Here is a 19641-nt window from a genome sequence, read left to right as displayed (position 1 = left end):
GCCCTGGAATGAGCCGTGAGTTGCTTTTATTAGTTGATGCGTTGGCGCGCGAGAAGAATGTGGACAAAGACATCGTCTTTGGTGCGCTCGAATTGGCATTGGCTTCCGCAACCAAGAAGCGCTTCGATGAAGAAGTGGATGTCCGCGTGTCCATTGACCGCGACACAGGCGACTACGACACTTTCCGCCGCTGGGAAGTGGTCACAGAAGAAGATTTCTACGACCCCGCCTACCAAATGGTTCTAGACCAGGCCCTGAAACACGATGCTGAAGCCGAAATGGGCGACTTCATCGAAGAAGAACTTGAGCCTGTTGAGTTTGGCCGAATTGGTGCACAAGCAGCCAAGCAGGTCATTTTGCAGCGCGTTCGCGACGCCGAGCGTGAGCAAATTTTGCAAGACTTTCTCGACCGTGGCGACAAAATCGTGATTGGTCAGGTTAAGCGCATGGAGCGTGGTGACGCCATTGTTGAAAGTGGCCGTATCGAAGCCCGCTTGCCCCGTGATCAAATGATTCCTCGCGAAAGCCTGCGTCCCGGTGACCGTGTGCGCGCCTACCTGTGGAAGGTTGATCGCATGGCCCGTGGTCAGCAAGTCATTCTGTCACGCACTTCGCCCGAGTTCATTAAAGCCTTGTTTGCCATGGAAGTGCCTGAAATTGAACAAGGCCACCTTGAAATCAAGGGTGCTGCCCGCGATCCCGGCATGCGTGCCAAAATCGCCGTGTTGGCTCACGACCGTCGCATTGATCCAATCGGCACTTGTGTGGGCGTGCGTGGTTCTCGCGTTCAGGCAGTTACCCAGGAATTGGGCGGCGAGCGTGTGGACATCGTGTTGTGGTCTGAAGATCCAGCCCAATTTGTAATCGGCGCCTTGTCGCCTGCTACTGTTCAATCCATCGTTGTGGATGAAGACCAGCACGTGATGGAAGTGGTGGTGGACGAAGCTGAACTGGCACAAGCCATTGGCCGCAGCGGTCAGAATGTGCGTTTGGCTTCCGACCTCACCGGCTGGCAAATCAATATCATGACACCCGAAGAGTCGGCCAAGCGTTCCGAAGAAGAAATCGGCAAGTTGCGTGAATTGTTCACCAGCAAGCTGGATGTGGACGAGGAAGTGGCCAACATTCTGATCGAAGAAGGCTTCACCGGTCTTGAAGAAGTGGCCTACGTGCCCATCGCTGAAATGCAGGAAATTGAAGCATTTGACGCAGACACTGTCGAAGAACTGAGAACCCGTGCCCGCAATGCATTGTTGACCGAGGCAATTGCCCGTGAAGAAATGGTTGAGGGTGCAGGCGATTTGATGTCCATCGAAGGTGTGGATGCCGATCTGGTTGGCAAATTGGCAGCCGCTGAAATTTCTGACCGCGAAGGTCTGGCCGAATTGGCAGTCGATGAATTGGTTGAAATTGCAGGAATTGAAGAAGACCGTGCCCGCGACATCATTATGAAAGCGCGAGCACACTGGTTTGAATAATACAAACCGCATTGAGTAGAGTCGAATCGGGCCACTCGGCCCGGTCAGCAAGGGAATTTGAAGGAATAGTAGATGACCAGTACCACAGTCGCACAGTTTGCAGCAGAGTTGAAAATGCCCGCCGATGTTCTTTTGGAGCAGCTGAAGTCTGCTGGCGTGAGCAAAAATTCTGAGGCAGATGCAGTTACTGAAGCGGACAAGGGAAAGCTTTTGGAAAGCCTGAGAAAGGCGCACGGATCTGAAAGCGGTCAGAAGAAAATTACCCTCACCCGCAAGCAGACCAGTGAAATCAAACAGGCTGGCCCTGGCGGCCGCGCGCGCACGGTGCAGGTTGAGGTGCGCAAGAAGCGTGTGTTCGTTCAGCGTGCCGAGAAAGCCGGTGAAAGCGAGCCAGTCATGGAAGCTCAGCTTGAACCCGCAGAACAAGCCCGCCGCGACGCTGAAGCCCAGCGCCAGGCCGAGTTGAAGGCACGACAGGAAGCAGAACTGAAGGAAAAACAAGCCAAGCTTGAGCAAGAGCGCGAGCGCGAACTGAAGCTTCAGGAAGAAGCACGTCAGCGTGCCGAAGAAGAGCGCCTTGCTCACGAAGCTGTGGAACAAGCCAAGGCCGAAAGCGCCGAGCCTGCCAAGGCTGAAGAAGAAACTGACGTTAAAGATGAAGCCGCGCAGGCCGCACGTGCCCAAGAAGCGAAGGCTCGCGAACAGCGTGCTGCCGATGCGTTGAAGGCCGAGCAAAAGGCCAAAAAGGCCGCTGAGGACGCAGCAAAAGCCAGCGCGAATCAAGAGCGTGCTCGCAAAGCGGCAGAAGCTGAGGTTGCGGCAATTAACCGCATGATGTCCCAGCCATCCAAAGTCATGAAGGCCGAGGAGCCGGTTGAGCCTCCCAAGCCGGCTGCTACAATCAAGAAGCCTGAGAAAGCCATTGTTGCTGTCACTGAAGAGGATTCAGCCGCCGAGCGTGGTCGCAAAGGTGTTCGCGCTGCGGGTGCAAAGGAAGAACCAGGCCGCCGCCGTGGTGGTTTGAAAACACGCGGTGAAACCGGTGTTGGCCGCACAGGCGCTGGTGGCTGGAAGGGCCCCAAGGGCAAAAACAACCGCCACAGCCAGGAACAAAGCAACTTCAACCAGCCAACTGAACCTGTGGTTCGCGATGTTCACGTGCCAGAAACCATTACTGTGGCCGACCTGGCGCACAAAATGTCAGTGAAGGCTGCTGAGGTAATCAAGTGTTTGATGAAGATGGGCCAAATGGTGACCATCAATCAGGTACTCGACCAAGACACCGCCATGATTGTGACTGAAGAATTGGGTCACAAAGCGATTGCAGCCAAACTCGACGATCCTGAAGCCATGATCGAAGAAGCTGGTGTCGCACATTCCGAGGCGCCTTCAGTGCCGCGCGCGCCAGTTGTTACCGTGATGGGTCACGTTGACCACGGTAAAACTTCACTGCTTGACTACATTCGCAGTGCAAAAGTGGCCTCTGGTGAAGCTGGCGGCATTACGCAGCACATTGGTGCTTACCACGTTGAAACGGAACGCGGCATGATCACCTTCCTGGATACCCCAGGTCACGAGGCGTTTACTGCCATGCGTGCCCGGGGTGCCAAGGCAACCGACATCGTTATTCTGGTCGTATCCGCCGATGACGGCGTGATGCCCCAAACCATTGAAGCGATTCACCATGCCAAGGCAGCCAATGTGCCTTTGGTTGTGGCTATCAACAAAATCGACAAGCCCGATGCCAACCCAGAGCGTGTGAAGCAGGAATTGATTACACACTCTGTGGTCCCTGAGGAATACGGCGGCGATTCACCCATGGTTCCCGTGTCGGCCAAAACCGGCAAGGGCATTGACGACTTGCTGGAACAAGTGTTGTTGCAAGCTGAAGTGATGGAATTGAAAGCGCAGGTGGAAGCACCGGCCAAGGGCCTTGTGGTTGAATCCCGACTGGACAAGGGCCGCGGCCCAGTGGCCACCGTGTTGGTTCAAAGCGGTACCTTGAAGAAAGGCGATGTGGTGCTGGCAGGTTCTGCATTTGGCCGAGTACGTGCCATGGTTGACGAAAACGGTCGTTCCATTGACTCCGCCGGCCCGTCCATCCCTGTAGAAATTCAGGGTTTGAGCGATGTACCTGCGGCAGGCGAAGAAGTGATTGTGTTGCCAGATGAACGCAAGGCCCGTGAAATTGCCCTGTTCCGTCAAGGCAAATTCCGCGACGTGAAGCTGGCCAAGCAACAAGCAGCCAAGCTTGAAAACATGTTCGAGCAAATGGCCGAGGGCGAAGTCAAGAGCCTGGCTGTGATTTTGAAGGCCGATGTACAGGGTTCGCAAGAAGCGCTGTCACATGCCCTGCAAAAGCTGTCAACCGACGAAGTCAAGGTGCAAGTGGTGCACGCGGCAGTGGGTGGCATCAGCGAATCAGATGTCAACCTGGCAGTGGCCTCCAAAGCAGTCATCATCGGCTTTAACGTGCGTGCCGATCAAGGTGCCCGTAAAACAGCCGAGAACAACGGTGTGGATATTCGCTACTACAACATCATTTATGACGCAGTAGACGAGATCAAGGCCGCCATGACCGGCATGCTGACGCCCGACAAGAAAGAGGAAATCATCGGTAACGTGGAAATCCGCGAAGTGTACAAGATCTCCAAAGTGGGTTCTGTCGCTGGTTGTATGGTGACCGATGGTGTTATTCGTCGCGGTGCTGGCGTTCGCTTGTTGCGCGACAACGTAGTGGTGTGGACAGGTCAGTTGGCCTCGCTCAAGCGATTCAAAGACGATGCCAAAGAAGTGCGTCAGAACTTTGAGTGTGGCTTGCAACTGCACAACTACGACGACATCCAGGTTGGCGACATTCTGGAAGCATTTGAAGTGAAGGAAGTGGCCCGTACACAGCTGTAATTGCTGCCCGGGTTTGAAAAGGAAAGTATGCGTCACAAGAAAAAAGCACCAGTCAGAGGTATTCGGGTTGCCGAGCAAATCCAGAAAGACCTGGCTGAGCTGATTCCCCGTGAGTTGAGAGACCCACGGCTTGGGTTTGTCACGATCACCGATGTGGAACTGACGCCCGATTACGCCTATGCAACCGTGTATTTCTCGGTGTTGACTGGTTCAGCCGAAACCACTGAAGAAGCATTGAATGATTCTTCGGGTTATTTGCGCAATTTGATTTTCAAGAAGCTGCACATTCACACCGTGCCCACCTTGCGTTTCAAACACGACCAATCGGTGGAGCGTGGGGCTGAAATGTCTCAAATGATCGACCGGGCGCTGAAAGGCGAGGGCGGTGGCGCCACAGATTCGGATGGTGGTGGCGACGGTGGCGGAGACTAAGAAACAAAAGCGTGCCTTGTCGGGTGTGCTGTTGTTCGATAAATCAACTGGTTTCTCGTCCAATCAAGCCCTGCAAATTGTAAAGCGCTTGTACTGGGCTGAAAAAACCGGTCACACCGGTACGCTAGACCCGCTCGCAAGCGGTTTGCTGCCATTGATGTTCGGTGAGGCCACCAAGTTTGCAGCAGATCTAATCGATGCCAGCAAAACCTATCGCACCAAGGTGCGGCTTGGGTTTTCAAGCAACACGGGTGACGCTGAGGGAGAATTGACGAAAGTCAGCACCCGCGCCCTTGAAAGCATCACCTTGGATGAAGTAAAACAGGTGTGCGCGCAGTTTGTTGGTGAAATTCAACAGACGCCACCCATGTTTTCTGCATTAAAGAAAGACGGCAAGCCTTTGTACGAGTATGCTCGCGAAGGCATTGAATTGGACAGACCCGCTCGGACCCTTTTGATCCATCAATTGGATGTCATGAAAGTCGAGCACAATACAATCCATGGTGAAAGCAGTTGCACCATTGAACTGGAAGTGAATTGCAGCAAAGGCACCTATGTGCGCACCTTGGGCGAAGACATCGCCAAGGCCTTGGGCACAGCGGGCTATCTCACGGAATTGCGCAGAACGGCAATTGGTGACTTGAAAGTGGAACGCGCGTACACCCTGGATGCACTTAAGGTGCTTGGTGAATCGGAAACCCCCTTTGACGCTTTGGATGCGGTGCTTTTCCCGGTAGATGCCCTTTTGGGCAGCCTGGGCAAAGTCGAATTGAACAATGAGTTTGCGCGGCGGTTTTCGCACGGGCAACGGTTGCCACTGAGCCTGGTTGATGCCAAGCCAGGGCGGGTGCGGGTGTACGGAGAAACGTCTGCACAGGATGTGAACACCGAAGTTAGCAATACAGCCTTCAAAGGCAATTCCCGATTCATGGGAACAGGCATTTTAGAAACGGATGGGAAGGGCGCCTTGCTTCGACCCGACAGATTGATTCAGGTAAATCTATGACACGCGCATTACGTAACGTTGCAATTATCGCCCACGTGGACCACGGCAAAACCACATTGGTAGACCAACTTCTTCGCCAATCCGGCACCTTCCGCGAGAACGAAAAGCTCGAAGAACGCGTGATGGACAGCAACGACATTGAAAAAGAACGTGGCATCACGATTCTGGCCAAGAACTGCGCGGTTGAATATGAAGGCACCCACATCAACATTGTTGACACCCCAGGACACGCCGATTTCGGTGGTGAAGTAGAGCGCGTGTTGTCGATGGTTGACTCGGTTTTGCTGTTGGTGGACGCCGTTGAAGGCCCGATGCCCCAAACACGTTTTGTTACCCGCAAGGCTTTGGCCCTGGGTTTGAAGCCTATCGTGGTGGTGAACAAGGTAGACCGCCCAGGTGCGCGCGTTGAATGGGTGATTGACCAAACTTTCGACTTGTTCGACAAACTGGGTGCCACCGACGAGCAGCTGGACTTCCCGATTGTGTATGCCAGTGGCTGAACGGCTACGCAGGCGACACGCCCGATGTGCGTGAAGGCACCATGCGCCCATTGTTTGAAGCCATTTTGAAGTATGTACCTGTGCGTGATGATGACCCCAATGGTCCATTGCAGTTTCAGATCACCTCGCTTGACTACAACAGCTACGTGGGCAAGATCGGCATTGGCCGAATCAAGCGCGGAACCGTGCGTGTGGGTCAACAGGTTACTTGTGTTAACGGGCCAGACGGCACACCATTCAATGGTCGAATCAACCAGGTTCTCAAATTCCGTGGTCTGGAACGTGTTCAGGAAGAACAAGCTCAGGCGGGTGACATTTGCCTGATCAACGGCATCGAGGAAATCGGCATTGGTACCACCATTTGCGCCACTGACGCAGTGGAAGGCCTGGAAATTCCGGCAATTGACGAGCCCACATTGACCATGAACTTCATGGTGAACACCTCGCCATTGGCTGGCCGTGAAGGCAAGTTTGTAACCAGCCGGCAGTTGCGTGACCGCTTGCAGCGTGAATTGAAGGCCAACGTGGCTCTGCGTGTGAAAGACACCGACGACGATACTGTGTTTGAAGTGTCGGGTCGTGGTGAATTGCACTTGACCATTTTGCTGGAAAACATGCGTCGTGAAGGCTATGAATTGGCTGTTTCCCGCCCACGCGTGGTGTTCAAGGAAATTGATGGCGTGAAATGCGAGCCCTATGAAATGTTGACCGTGGATGTGGAAGACTCACACCAGGGCGGCGTGATGGAGGAATTGGGTCGCCGCAAGGGTGATTTGCTCGACATGTCTCCCGACGGCAAAGGCCGGGTTCGTCTGGAATACAAAATTCCGGCACGCGGCCTGATTGGTTTCCAGGGCGACTTCATGACCCTGACACGCGGTACCGGCCTGATTAGCCACGTGTTCGACGAATATGCACCCGTGCGTGAAGGCGGTTCAGCCGAGCGCCACAATGGCGTGCTGATTTCTCAAGACGATGGCGATGCGGTGGCCTATGCTTTGTGGAAACTGCAAGACCGTGGCCGCATGTTTGTGTCCCCGGGCGAGGCCCTGTATGAAGGCATGGTGATTGGTATTCACAGCCGGGACAACGACTTGGTTGTGAATCCGATCAAGGGCAAGCAACTGACCAACGTTCGTTCATCGGGTACTGACGAGGCCGTTCGCCTGGTACCGCCAATCCAGATGAACCTGGAATACGCGGTGGAGTTTATTGCAGAAGACGAATTGGTAGAAATTACTCCCAAGAACATTCGCATTCGCAAGCGCTTCCTGAAAGAACATGAGCGCAAGCGCGCAAGCCGCGACGCAGCATAAGTTTTGTTTGGCTGAAAGGCCAGATTCAAAAGGGGCGTGGCTTTGGCCTCGCCCTTTTTGTTTGTAGAATCCAGACCATGACATTCAAACCCAGAATTCTCTCTGTTGCCCCCATGATCGACTGGACCGATCGGCATTGCCGTCGGTTTCACCGTGCGATCAGCCAGCACACCTGGCTTTACACCGAAATGATCACCACGGGTGCGCTTGTGTTTGGCGACAGAAAACGTTTTCTCGCTTTCAACGAAGAAGAGCATCCGGTTGCGTTTCAGATCGGCGGAAGCGATCCTGTTCATATGGCGCAATGCGCGAAATGGATTGAAGAAGCCGGTTACGACGAATTGAACATGAATGTGGGTTGTCCTTCGGAGCGTGTCCAAAAGGGATCGTTTGGCGCTTGCCTGATGGCGGAACCCGACTTGGTGGCCGACTGCGTGAAAGCCATGCGGGATGCCTGCTCGATCGATGTGACTGTGAAGCACAGGATTGGGCTTGATTACGATGAAAGCGAAACCATACTGTATGACTTTGTGGGCAAGGTGAGTGAAGCGGGTTGTAATACCTTCATTGTGCATGCGCGCAATGCGGTGCTGAAAGGCCTGTCACCAAAGGAGAACCGCGACATTCCTCCCTTGCGTTACGAGGTGGTAAAACGCCTGAAACAACATTTCCCGCACCTTCAAATCATTCTGAACGGGGGAATTACAACCCTCGAGTCGATTCAAACCCACTTGGAATGGGCCGACGGTTGCATGATTGGTCGAGAGGCCTATTCCAACCCGTGGCTATTGGCCGGGTTTGACGAAATCATCGGCCAACCGATCAAACCAAAAACCCGTTTGGATGTTATTGTTGAATTACGCGCTTATGCTGAGCAGGAGTTGCGAAAAGGTGAAAGCATCCGAAGCATTACGAAATCCTGGTTGGGTCTGTTTCACGGCCAAGCAGGTGGAAGGCTTTACCGTCAGGTGTTGTCCGATTCAACACTGCTGAAGGCCAACAACTGGCAGGTGGTTGAAGATGCTTTGGCGAAAATGCTCAAGCACGCAGCCTGAGCCGGCATTACAGCAAAACCAGCTTGCCGGGGTTCAGCAGGTTTTTAGGATCCATGGCCTGTTTGATGGTCTTGAATGCAGCATAGTTACTGGCACTCGTAATATCTCGCAGTAGTTCAGCTTTCAACTGCCCAATGCCATGTTCAGCCGATACGGTGCCGCCGCACCGCAGAATCGCGTCGTGCACCAAATTGTTGAGCAAACTTTGGTGTTGTTTCAGAAATTCTGCAGAGTCGCTGCCTGTTGGGGCTGACAAATTGAAGTGCAGGTTGCCATCGCCCAAATGGCCAAACAGCACTGGCTGAACATCGACACCATGCTCTGCTATGTCATTCAGGGCCATGTTGTGGAATGTCGGCAGCTGCGACACCGCACACGCCACATCATGTTTCACATTCAAACCCGCTTTGGCTTGTGCCTCGGATATGTTTTCTCGCAATGCCCAAAAGGTTTCAATGTCTCGCCCGCTTTGGGCAATGGCGATGTTGCGTACCCCGGGCATCTCTTCCAACATCGCCTCGAGTGTTCTGGTGACTTGTTCACGCAAGGCGGTTTCGGAACCCAATGAGGTGAATTCAGCGAGCACATGGTCTACTGCGCCTGGGCAGGTTGGCGCACGGGCAGGAAAATGGGTTTGAACCACATCAATTGCATTGGCGTTCATCCATTCGTAGCTGCTGAGTTCACCAAACAAGCGGCTTTGTACGAAGCCCAATGCGTCTACAGCAGTTTGAATGTTGTCCACATTCAGCCACGCAACGCAGCGGCTTTTGGGGGCGGGGTACACCTTCATGCAGGCTGTGGTTACCACTCCCAAAGTGCCTTCCGAGCCAATCAACAAATGGCGCAGGTCATAGCCAGTGTTGTTTTTGCGAAGTCCCCGCAAATCACCACACAACTCGCCCTGTGCATTCACATACTCCAGTCCAAGGCACAATTCGCGGGTGTTGCCATAACGCAGTACGGCCACGCCCCCTGCATTGCTGGCCAGGTTGCCGCCCAGGGTGCAGGTGCCCTCTGAGGCCAGGCTGAGGGGAAACAGAAAGCCGTGTGCCTCTGCGTACTCCTGAATTTCGTGCAGTGTGTACCCTGCACTTGCGGTCAGGGTCAAGTTGCTTTCATCCAGCTTCAGTACTTCGCGAATGCGCCCTGTTTTAAGAACCACATGTGGTCGTTTTTCCGCGTTGTTATCTGCCACGGGCACCGCACCACCCACCAGGCCAGTGTTGCCGCCTTGGGTTGAAATGGCCACATTGAATGCATCGCATGTTTTTACAATCGCCTGTACCTGTCGGGTACTCAGGGGTTCCAGAACAGCCAGCGCAGTGGTGCAGTAGCGTTTGCGCCAGTCGGTACAGGTTTGGGCAATGTAGGCTGCCTCAGTATTAATCAGCAGCCCTGGAACCTGTTTGCGCAATTGTTCAAGAAATTCATTCATGCGTTCAAGCAACCTTGGTTTTGGGTACTTTGTAGGTACGGGCAAACACGCTGACACTGGCAAAAAGCACGATGGTCAAAAGCACTTCCAGCCCGGCCATTAACTGCGAGGCCAGCGCCGGGTCAGAAGTTGCGCGTGTGGCACCTTCTGCAAAGTATAGCCACAGCAGCAGTGATGTGGCTTGGTAGGTTCGCACGCGTTGTTTGAATATGCCGGGCACCACCAGCAGCAAAGGCAAAACCTTCAGCACAAGCCAGCTGCCGCCGGGGCGAATGGGTGCAACGAAAAGCTCCCAAGCCACGCACAGGGCAATTAATGCCAACAGGCTGCTGACGGTTGCCCAGTAGGCCTTCTTGCGGGTCAAATCAACTTCGGGGGTGCTGCTCATCAAGATTTATCCATGTGTTGTAGTGCCAGTGCTGCTTTGGCAAGGCGTGCACCTTGCGCTCGGGCAAGCGTTTTTTCATGTTCAGAAATTGGGTGCTGGCCTTGTCCACCCGCCCAATGGGTCACGCCATAGGGCGTGCCGCCAGTGCGGGTGTCATTCAAAGCTTGCTCGGAATAGGGAATGCCCAGCCAAAGCATGCCATGGTGTATCAAGGGCAAAGCCATGCTGGTCAGCGTGGTTTCCTGCCCACCATGCAAACTGCCAGTGCTGGTAAACACGCAAAAGGGTTTGTTGATTAAATCGCCAGCCAGCCAGGTTCCAACCGTACCATCCAGAAAATACTTCACGGGGGCGGCCATGTTACCAAACCGTGTCGGTGAGCCCATGGCAAGGCCAGCGCATTCTTTCAAGTCAGCAGGCTCTGCATAGGGTGGGCCCTGTTCGGGAATGTCGGATTCAGTGGCTTCTGTGTTCGCAGATACCGCGGGTACGGTTCGAATTCTTGCCGAAACACCTTTCACGGAGTCTACGCCCTGTGCAATTTCTCGGGCCAGCTGCGCAGTTGCGCCATGGCGGCTGTAATACAAGACCAATACTTCAATCATGCTTAGGGGTTATCATGGGGACTGTTGGAAACCCTATTGTATCGAAGCGCATGAGTTCAGCCGTACCTTCCGAAACAACTGAGACCAAGAGTTTCAAAGCCATTGGCAAATCGACCGAAGAGAGTCAAACACGCCGTGCACGCTTTATGCGTGGTGCCCGCCGTGCTTTCAGCGTGGCCGATGTTGAGCTGTCACCGCTGAATTTGCGCTGGTGGATCGCGTTTACACGCCTGGTGAGCCAGCGCATCAGCGAACAGCGCTTGCCGCAGGTGGCTGCCAGCCTCACCTTTACCACGGTGCTGTCCTTGGTACCATTGGCCACGGTGGTGCTGGCCATATTCACGGCATTTCCGATGTTTGACCGTTTGCAGTTGTCGCTTCAGGGCTATTTGATCGACAGCTTTTTTCCCGAAACCTTGTCTGAAACCATTTTGACTTATGTCACCCAGTTTTCTGACAAAGCAAAGGGGCTGACCGCAATTGGTATTGTGTTTCTGGTGATTACTGCATTAACCACCATGTTCACGGTGGATAGGGTATTCAATCAAATCTGGAACGTGAAGCGTCAACGCTCGACCATGAACAAGGTGGTGTTGTATTGGGCGGTCTTGTCGCTGGCGCCAGTGCTGATCGGGCTGAGCATCAGCGTATCCACTGCACTGATCGGTGAAACCATGGCGGGTGTGAACCCTGTGTTGGGCGGCATGTTTCCCGCCCTTAATCTGATACCGCTGACTTTGACGGTGCTGGCTTTTGCCTTTATTTATCGCATTGTTCCGAATAGGGCTGTGCATTGGAAAGACGCCTTGGTGGGCGGGGTGCTGGCTGCGGTTTTGTTTGAAATCTCCAAGCGGGCGTTTGCGGCTTACATCACGCATTTTCCAAGTTACACGGCTTTGTATGGCGCTTTGGCGGCATTTCCAATCTTTTTGCTCTGGATTTACGTCAGCTGGATTATTGTGTTGCTGGGGGCCAGCACCGTTGCGGCTTTGCCTGTGGCCCGCACTGGTTACTGGAACCCTAGTAACCGCCCCGGTGAAAGGTGGTTGCAAGGTTTGAGTGTTTTGGTTGAACTGGAAAAGTCGCGGCAGCAGGAAAAGCCGGGCATGACCATGGAAGAGTTGCGGGTGTTTGCCAAGGTGCCGCCCGACCAACTGGACGAGATCCTGAGCTTGTTGATTGACCATGGAGTGATCGGTCTTCTGGCGATTGTGCGGGGTGATGATCGCTTTGCCCTGATTTGCGACCCCGCCAATATCAGCGCCGAAGTGGTGGCAAAAGCGCTTTGGTACGATCCCTCACTGACCTCAGAATGGGCCGCTCGCTTGCCCCAGTCCACCGCGAAGCTGACCGAGTTTCAGGAGGAGTTTATTCGGCGTCCCCGCTTGTCTCAATGGCTTGAGTTAACTCCTTGTTAAGCGGGTGATGTCAACGGGAATCACTCTCTGGCGTTGGATTTGAACTTTTTGTGAAAAAAGAGTGTCCATATCAACAAAAGAAGGGCTTACGTTTGGCACCCATAAGCGCTTTCTGTAAACTAAGCGTGACGAGCCAAAAGCTCTGACATTTAATAATATCAACACAGTCTGGAGCTGTTATGAGTAACAAAGGGCAACTACTACAAGACCCCTTCCTCAATTTGCTGCGCAAAGAGCATGTACCCGTGTCCATTTACCTGGTCAACGGCATCAAGCTTCAAGGCCAAATCGAGTCTTTCGATCAATACGTGGTTCTGCTGCGTAATACCGTAACCCAAATGGTCTACAAGCACGCAATTTCAACTGTTGTGCCCGGCCGTTCAGTGACATTCACCCCCGAGGTGAAGGAGTAAACTTATCTTCACTTGCCAATTTTTCCGCGGTTTGAAATGACGCGTAGTTCCTTGGTTGCACTTGACCTAGGTCAACACGAGTTCCGCGAAAGTGTCGATGAGCTTGCCCTACTGGCCACCTCTGCGGGTGCAGAGGTGATTGGCGTTTTCGTGTCCAAACGGCGTTCCCCTGACTCAGCCACATTCATTGGCTCCGGCAAGGTGCAGGAAATACTTGCGCATTGCGAGGCCGAAGAAGTCGAACTTGTCATCTTCAATCACAGCCTGAGTCCTGCTCAACAGCGAAATCTTGAAAATGCGCTTGGGCGTCGTGTAATCGACCGCACTGGTCTGATTCTCGATATTTTTGCCATTCGGGCACGCAGTTTTGAGGGCAAATTGCAGGTTGAATTGGCCCAGCTTCAGTACATGGCCTCGCGCTTGGTGCGTGGCAACGCGAATTTGTATGGCCAGCAGGGTGGTATCGGCATGCGTGGTCCGGGTGAAACCCAGCTTGAAACAGACCGCCGTCTGATTGGCGTGAAGGTCAAGCAGCTGAAAACCAGGCTCGAGAAGCTTCAGAAACAGCGTCAAACCCAGCGCCGTCAACGCGAGCGGCGCGGGCAGTTCACGGTTGCGATCGTGGGTTATACCAATGCTGGTAAAAGCACTTTGTTCAATGCCATTGCAAGCGACAAGGCGTATGCCGCAGACCAACTGTTCGCCACATTGGACACGACTACACGCCGCGTGTGGCTTGCACCCAAGGTGGACATGGCCTTGTCGGATACCGTTGGTTTTATTCGCGATTTGTCACATTCCCTGGTAGACGCCTTCAAGGCTACCCTGGAAAGTGCGGTGCATGCCGATGTGTTGTTGCATGTTGTCGATGTGAGCTCGCCGGTTCGGCACAGTCAAATCGACGAAGTCAACAAAGTGTTGCAAGAGATTGAAGCGGGGGATGTTCCACAGGTGATCATCTGGAACAAAATAGACGCCTGCGAGCGTTCCGTGGAAGTCGAGCGCGACGGCGATGGTAAGATTTTGTCCGTGGCGGTGAGTGCGCGCTACGGGCTTGGCATTGCAGAATTGCGTGAATGTCTGACTGAACTTGCTGGCAACTTTTATGCTCAAAGTCGGGGTGCAGACACGCAGTCAGATGAATTGCAGTGGGCCTGAACGTCAACAACTAATTTTTCAGCAGTAGGAACAAGCATGTCAATGAATGATCCGGATTGGGGCAGAAATTCATCGGGTAATCAAAACAACGATGAACCCGCAAAGCCTCAAGATCAAGACAATCGCCGTCCCGGTGGCCGTCAGGACGGCCCCCCCGATCTTGACGAACTATGGCGCGACTTCAACAGCAGGCTGAATCGCCTGTTCGGCAAGAAGGGCGGCAATGGCGGTGGCCCGCGTGGTCCACTCGGCGGTGGCGGCAGTGGCGGTCCAAGCATGGAAAATGCCGGCAAGGGCTTCACTGCCGTGATCGTTGTCGCGGTGCTGGTGTGGCTGGCGAGCGGCTTTTACATTGTTCAGGAAGGTCGCGAAGGTGTGGTATTGCAGTTTGGTAAATACCACCACACCTCAATGCCCGGTTTCCAGTGGCGCATGCCTTACCCGATTCAGTCGCACGAGGTGGTGAACTCCTCCCAGGTGCGCATTGTTGAAGTGGGTTATCGCAACGACGTGAAAAGCAAGGTACTGCGAGAAGCGCTGATGCTGACTGAAGATGAAAACATCATCGACATTCAGTTTGCGGTTCAATATCGCCTGAAAGATGCAGGTGATTACCTGTTTAACACCATTGATCCCGACGAAACCGTAAAAATGGCTGCTGAAACGGCCATTCGCGAGGTGGTGGGTCGCAGCAAAATGGACTTTGTGCTGTACGAGGGCCGAGAGCAAATCGCCTTGAACACGGCCGAAGTGATGCAGGAAATCCTGGACAAATACGGCACCGGTATTTTGGTATCGAGCGTGACGGTTCAGGGTGTTCAACCCCCGGAACAGGTACAAGCAGCGTTTGACGATGCCGTGAAGGCCGGCCAGGATCGCGAGCGTTTGAAAAACGACGGTGAGGCGTATGCAAACGATGTGATTCCGCGTGCCCGAGGCAATGCAGCCCGCTTGCTGGAAGAAGCGAATGGTTATCGCGAACGCGTGGTTGCCCAGTCCGAGGGTGATTCAGCCCGCTTCAAGGCAATTTTGACCGAATACGAGAAAGCTCCCAAAGTTACACGTGATCGCTTGTACATCGACGCGATGCAGGAAATTTATACCAACGTAACCAAGGTTATTGTTGATTCAAAGGGAAACAGCCAGCTTCTGTACTTGCCTTTGGACAAATTGATTGAGAAAACTGGTTCCTCGGGCGCTGAAAGCAGTGCGACATCTGCCGCCGCTGCTGCCAAAGCCGCAGAAACCAGCCCATCTGCACCACGTGCTGCCAATGATGGATTTGACACTAGCATTCGCGATGCCATGCGCAATCGTGACCGGGGAGCTCGTTAATCATGCCTAAGATTTTTGTAGTAGTAGCGGCTGCGTTGATCGGCTTTTTTGTGGCCAACACCTGCCTTTATGTTGTCGATCAACGGCAATACGCCATTGTGTTTGCTTTGGGTCAGGTTGAGGAAGTGCGCCAGGAGCCTGGTTTGTACTTCAAGCTGCCAGCGCCTTTCCAGAATGTTATTTTTCTGGACAAGCGGATTCAAACCATTGACACACCCGAACCAGAGCGTTTCATTACTTCCGAGAAGAAAAACCTCTTGATTGATTCTTACATCAAGTGGCGAATTATCGATCCTCGTTTGTATTTTGTTCGCTTGAGCGGAGATTCCCGCCTGGCACAAAGCCGCATGTCTCAAGTGGTCAAGTCTGCCTTGAACGAGGAAATTACGAAGCGCACCGTGCCCCAAATGGTTTCCGGCGAGCGCACCACTGTGATGAACACGGTGGTGGAAAAGGTGAAGGACGAAGCTGCGGAAATTGGCGTGGAAATTCTGGATGTTCGCTTAAAGCGCGTGGATTTGCTGCCCGAAGTCAGTGAATCGGTGTTCCGCCGTATGGAAGCAGAACGTAAGCGGGTGGCCAACGACCTGCGCGCCACAGGTGCAGCGGAGGCCGAGCAAATTCGTGCGGATGCAGACCGCCAGGTGGTTGTAATTTTGGCTGAAGCCTACAGAGAAGCACAAACTATCAAGGGGGAGGGTGATGCAAAGGCCGGTTCGATTTATAATGCCGCTTTTGGTCGCAATCCCGAGTTCTATTCCTTTTATCGCAGTCTGGATGCCTACAAGAAGTCTTTGACATCCAAGTCTGATGTGATGGTGGTTGATCCGCAGTCTGATTTCTTCAAGTTTTTGCAGAAAACGCAATAACTTGGGCTTTCGTGCGCTTGCGTTGGTTAATCACCTTCGCTTGAAAGGTCTGGCTCTGGGAAAACTGATATGAGCGAGACCTTTTGGTTGGCTTTGGCCCTCGTGTTCATTCTCGAGGGCTTTATGCCTTTTCTGTTTCCAAAACAATGGAAAGAGACCTTTCTCAAGATTGCCTCGCTCACAGAAGGTCAAATACGATTTGTGGGGCTGGTGGCGATTCTCATCGGTATCACGCTTTTTTTGTTGTAAAACACTCGTTTAAGAGTTGGAATAGTCATGTCTGCTTGGCTTTTGCCAGAGTCTGTCGCCGATGTATTGCCTTCCGAGGCCCGGCGAATTGAAGAATTGCGACGGTCCTTGCTGGACCGCTTTCGCGTATACGGCTACGAGTTGGTGATGCCTCCCATGCTGGAGTACACAGAATCACTGCTTGGCAATGCCGATGCATCCCTGAATTTGCAAACTTTCAAGTTGCTGGACCAGGCCAGTGGGCGCATGTTGGGCTTGCGGGCTGACACAACACCCCAAGTGGCCCGCATTGATGCCCACATTTTGAACCGGAAGGGCGTAACCCGTCTTTGTTATTGCGGCCCAGTGCTGCACACGCAGGCCTTGGGTTTGCACAACACCCGTGAACCGCTGCAATGTGGTGCTGAGCTTTATGGTTGTGGCGGTATTGAAGCCGACCTTGAAATATTGAATTTGGCCGTGGACACATTGAATTTGTCAGGCTTGAAGGGCTACCGCCTGGCTTTGTCCCATGCAGGCTTGCTGGCTGCTGTGGTAGATGGCGAAGGCCTGACCGACAATTTGATTCGCAGTTTGCACGATTGCCTTGCCCAAAAAGACCGACCCGCTCTGGAGCCTTGTTGGCTGGCGTTCCTGCTGCTTGCAAGACCAATGTGCTGGCTTTGCTGAATTTGTATGGTTCGGTTGGTGGCAGCAATTGTGTATTGAACCGCGCGGCCGAGACTTTGCCGCGCAATCCCAAGGTGGCTGCAGTTCTGAATGAATTGCGCACCCTGATTGCCCGTCTGCAGGAAACCGTATCAGCAATGCCGGCGCTTATTCTCGATTTGGCAGACTTGGCCAGCTTTGATTATCACAGTGGCCTGATTTTCTCGGCCTATGTGGAAGGCTGCCCCAACGCAGTGTTGCGTGGTGGCCGCTACGACGATGTGGGCGCAGTGTATGGCCGAGCCCGCCCTGCCACTGGTTTTTCGGTGGATTTGCGCGAGTTGGTGTCTTTGCAGGCTGTGCACTCCAGGCCTAAAACAGCCATTCGCGCTCCATGGGTATATGACACTGAATTGATGGCCGTGATTCGAGAATTGCGCAGTCAGGGCGAGGTGGTGCTTCAGTCGCTGCCCAATACCGCCCAAGAGGAAGAAGAGTTTGTATGTGATCGGCAGCTTGTACAGGCCAACGCCGTGTGGAAAGTGGTGCCGATTGGCATGAATCAGGAGAAATTGAAATGAGTTTTCGAAATGTGGTTGTGATTGGTACCCAGTGGGGTGACGAAGGCAAGGGCAAGGTGGTGGACTGGTTGACTGACCACGCCCAAGGCGTTGTTCGTTTTCAGGGTGGCCACAATGCGGGCCATACACTGGTGATCGGTGGCAAGAAAACCATTTTGCGCCTGATTCCTTCTGGTATTTTGCGTCCTGAAGTTCAGGTTTACATCGGAAACGGTGTCGTGCTGTCGCCCGAGGCTTTGCTCAGCGAAATTGATGAACTGCAAGCGGGTGGCATTTCAGTTGAAAGTCGCCTGAAAATCAGCGAAACCTGCCCATTGATCCTGGACCACCACATTGCGCTGGACAAAGCACGCGAGGCCAAGCGCGGCGACGCGAAAATTGGTACCACTGGCCGTGGCATTGGCCCTGCCTATGAAGACAAGGCCGCACGCCGTGCACTGCGAGTTCAGGATCTGTTTCATCCCGAGAAATTCCGCGCCAAGCTGGATGAGGTGCTGGATTACCACAACTTTGTATTGACCCAATATTTGGGGGCTGAGCCTGTTGACGCTCAAGTGGTATTCGACAAAGCCATGGCGCTGGCACCCCGAATCAAGAACATGGTGGCTGACGTGCCAACCCTGCTGCAACAGGCCAATGAGGAAGGCAAAAACCTGTTGTTCGAAGGTGCGCAAGGCGCCTTGCTTGATATCGACCACGGTACTTTCCCCTTCGTGACCAGCTCCAACTGTATCGCCGGTGCAGCTTCGCCTGGCGCAGGTGTTGGCCCGCAGCGTTTGCAGTATGTATTGGGTATTACCAAGGCCTACGCAACACGCGTTGGGTCAGGTCCTTTCCCCACCGAGCTGTTTTGCGAGAAGGGCATGTACCTGGCCAAGAAGGGCAATGAGTTTGGTTCTGTAACAGGCCGCCCACGTCGTTGTGGCTGGTTTGATGCCGCGGCTTTGCGCCGTACCATTCAGTTGAACGGTGTTTCTGGCCTGTGTATTACCAAGCTTGACGTGCTGGATGGCATGGAAACCATTCAAATGTGCGTGGGCTACGAACTGGCCGACGGCACCACCACCAACATTCTTCCTTTCGGCAGCGACAAAGTGGAAGGCTGCAAGCCAATTTTCGAGACTTTCCCGGGTTGGAAAGGCACCACTTTCGGCGTGAAGCAGTTTGATGACTTGCCAGAAGAGGCAAAGATTTATCTTAAGCGCATGGAAGCAGTGTGCGGTGTGCCTGTGGACATGATCTCGACTGGCCCGGACCGTGACGAAACCATTGTGCTTCGTCACCCCTACAAAGCCTGAATCAGAAGCTCTGGCGCATGAGCGACAAGCTACACATCGATTATGCCCAGTACCACCACCTGATTGATCAGGTGGTGGATGCCGTCAAAAACTCGGGCTTTCAGCCAGATTGCGTGCTCGGGGTTTCTCGGGGTGGTCTTTTTCTGGCGGATGGCTTGTCTCGTTCTTTGCGCAAGCCCATGGCTGTCATCGCTGCATCGTCTTATCGTGGTGGCGAAGGAACCAGCCAGGGTGAATTGCAGATTTCTGCCAGTATCGCATCAGTTGGGCCGGTGAGTGGCAAGGTGCTTTTGGTGGATGATCTCGCAGACACTGGGCACACCTTAAAGGCCTTGTGTGAGTACCTGCGCACAATTTGCCCCACTATCACCGAGATGAAAACCGCGGTGGTTTGGGTAAAGCCAGGCTCTGTTTTCAAACCTGATTTTGCCGCTGAATATCTTGAGTCCGATGTCTGGATTGTGCAGCCTTTTGAAACCCGCGACTTTCTCTGAAGCCCCTCTGAACATCTTGTATTAACTCCTCTCATAAGTACCTCATTTGTGGTCTA

The 19641-nt window shown here is 53.5% G+C and carries 16 protein-coding genes and 2 pseudogenes; 15 read left to right on the top strand and 3 right to left on the bottom strand.

The features are described from left to right. Positions 1 to 8: 8 nt before the first annotated feature. From nusA to dusA, 6 genes and pseudogenes are all read left to right on the top strand, one after another. Positions 9 to 1478, top strand: coding sequence for a transcription termination factor NusA (gene nusA, locus BSZ31_RS15060; protein WP_105029429.1), 1470 nt, complete (start codon positions 9 to 11; stop codon positions 1476 to 1478). A gap of 72 nt (positions 1479 to 1550) precedes the next feature. Further along, positions 1551 to 4382 (top strand): translation initiation factor IF-2, encoded by a 2832-nt coding sequence (gene infB / locus BSZ31_RS15055; RefSeq protein WP_105029428.1) that lies wholly within the window; start codon positions 1551 to 1553, stop codon positions 4380 to 4382. A 27-nt stretch (positions 4383 to 4409) separates the two neighbouring features. Beyond that, positions 4410 to 4814: a 30S ribosome-binding factor RbfA gene (rbfA, locus tag BSZ31_RS15050; RefSeq protein ID WP_105029907.1), complete on the top strand. Its 405-nt coding sequence runs from the start codon at positions 4410 to 4412 to the stop codon at positions 4812 to 4814. After that, positions 4786 to 5820: a tRNA pseudouridine(55) synthase TruB gene (gene truB, locus BSZ31_RS15045; protein ID WP_105029427.1), complete on the top strand. Its 1035-nt coding sequence runs from the start codon at positions 4786 to 4788 to the stop codon at positions 5818 to 5820. The genes rbfA and truB overlap by 29 nt, the downstream gene beginning before the upstream one ends. After that, positions 5817 to 7636, top strand: a pseudogene (typA, locus tag BSZ31_RS15040) (translational GTPase TypA). Before truB ends, typA begins: the two are co-directional and overlap by 4 nt. A gap of 77 nt (positions 7637 to 7713) precedes the next feature. Further along, positions 7714 to 8691: a tRNA dihydrouridine(20/20a) synthase DusA gene (gene dusA, locus BSZ31_RS15035; RefSeq protein ID WP_105029426.1), complete on the top strand. Its 978-nt coding sequence runs from the start codon at positions 7714 to 7716 to the stop codon at positions 8689 to 8691. 7 nt (positions 8692 to 8698) lie between these two features. Here the strand turns inward: dusA and BSZ31_RS15030 are convergent, their stop codons facing one another. From BSZ31_RS15030 to wrbA, 3 genes are read right to left on the bottom strand one after another with little or no spacing between them, the layout of a single operon-like run. Then, a complete protein-coding gene (locus BSZ31_RS15030; protein ID WP_146106719.1) occupies positions 8699 to 10129 on the bottom strand; it encodes an FAD-binding oxidoreductase in 1431 nt (476 codons plus the stop codon). A 4-nt stretch (positions 10130 to 10133) separates the two neighbouring features. Then, positions 10134 to 10517 (bottom strand): DUF2069 domain-containing protein, encoded by a 384-nt coding sequence (locus BSZ31_RS15025; protein ID WP_105029424.1) that lies wholly within the window; start codon positions 10515 to 10517, stop codon positions 10134 to 10136. Next, positions 10517 to 11122, bottom strand: a complete 606-nt coding sequence (wrbA, locus tag BSZ31_RS15020; RefSeq protein ID WP_105029423.1) for an NAD(P)H:quinone oxidoreductase — start codon at positions 11120 to 11122, stop codon at positions 10517 to 10519. Before wrbA ends, BSZ31_RS15025 begins: the two co-directional genes overlap by 1 nt. A 50-nt stretch (positions 11123 to 11172) precedes the next feature. Between wrbA and BSZ31_RS15015 the strand changes: the two genes are divergently transcribed. The 9 genes and pseudogenes from BSZ31_RS15015 to BSZ31_RS14975 all read left to right on the top strand — a co-directional run bounded on the left by BSZ31_RS15015 (position 11173) and on the right by BSZ31_RS14975 (position 19585). Beyond that, complete coding sequence (locus BSZ31_RS15015) at positions 11173 to 12540, top strand: YihY family inner membrane protein (protein ID WP_168427012.1); 1368 nt, start codon at positions 11173 to 11175, stop codon at positions 12538 to 12540. Between the two features lie 179 nt (positions 12541 to 12719). Beyond that, positions 12720 to 12953, top strand: a complete 234-nt coding sequence (hfq, locus tag BSZ31_RS15010) for an RNA chaperone Hfq (RefSeq protein WP_008248719.1) — start codon at positions 12720 to 12722, stop codon at positions 12951 to 12953. Between the two features lie 36 nt (positions 12954 to 12989). Continuing rightward, the gene (gene hflX / locus BSZ31_RS15005) at positions 12990 to 14111 is read left to right on the top strand and encodes a GTPase HflX (RefSeq protein ID WP_105029421.1); all 1122 of its coding nucleotides are present in this window, start codon (positions 12990 to 12992) and stop codon (positions 14109 to 14111) included. 36 nt (positions 14112 to 14147) lie between these two features. Then, entirely contained in the window at positions 14148 to 15446 is a 1299-nt protein-coding gene (hflK, locus tag BSZ31_RS15000; protein WP_105029420.1) for an FtsH protease activity modulator HflK, read from the top strand. A 2-nt stretch (positions 15447 to 15448) separates the two neighbouring features. Continuing rightward, positions 15449 to 16315, top strand: coding sequence for a protease modulator HflC (gene hflC, locus BSZ31_RS14995; RefSeq protein ID WP_168427011.1), 867 nt, complete (start codon positions 15449 to 15451; stop codon positions 16313 to 16315). 69 nt (positions 16316 to 16384) lie between these two features. Then, positions 16385 to 16564 (top strand): DUF2065 family protein, encoded by a 180-nt coding sequence (locus BSZ31_RS14990; RefSeq protein ID WP_105029418.1) that lies wholly within the window; start codon positions 16385 to 16387, stop codon positions 16562 to 16564. Positions 16565 to 16591: 27 nt separating this feature from the next. After that, a pseudogene (locus BSZ31_RS14985) lies at positions 16592 to 17793 on the top strand (ATP phosphoribosyltransferase regulatory subunit). After that, positions 17790 to 19091 (top strand): adenylosuccinate synthase, encoded by a 1302-nt coding sequence (locus tag BSZ31_RS14980; protein ID WP_105029417.1) that lies wholly within the window; start codon positions 17790 to 17792, stop codon positions 19089 to 19091. Before BSZ31_RS14985 ends, BSZ31_RS14980 begins: the two are co-directional and overlap by 4 nt. A gap of 17 nt (positions 19092 to 19108) precedes the next feature. Then, positions 19109 to 19585: a phosphoribosyltransferase gene (locus tag BSZ31_RS14975; protein WP_105029416.1), complete on the top strand. Its 477-nt coding sequence runs from the start codon at positions 19109 to 19111 to the stop codon at positions 19583 to 19585. Positions 19586 to 19641: the final 56 nt, after the last annotated feature.

It is taken from the genome of Limnobacter sp. SAORIC-690 (assembly GCF_002954425.1).
In the GTDB taxonomy this organism is placed as follows: Bacteria; Pseudomonadota; Gammaproteobacteria; order Burkholderiales; family Burkholderiaceae_B; genus Limnobacter; species Limnobacter profundi.
Note: the sequence above shows the minus strand (reverse complement) of the source record. Positions and strands in the feature narration are given on the sequence as shown.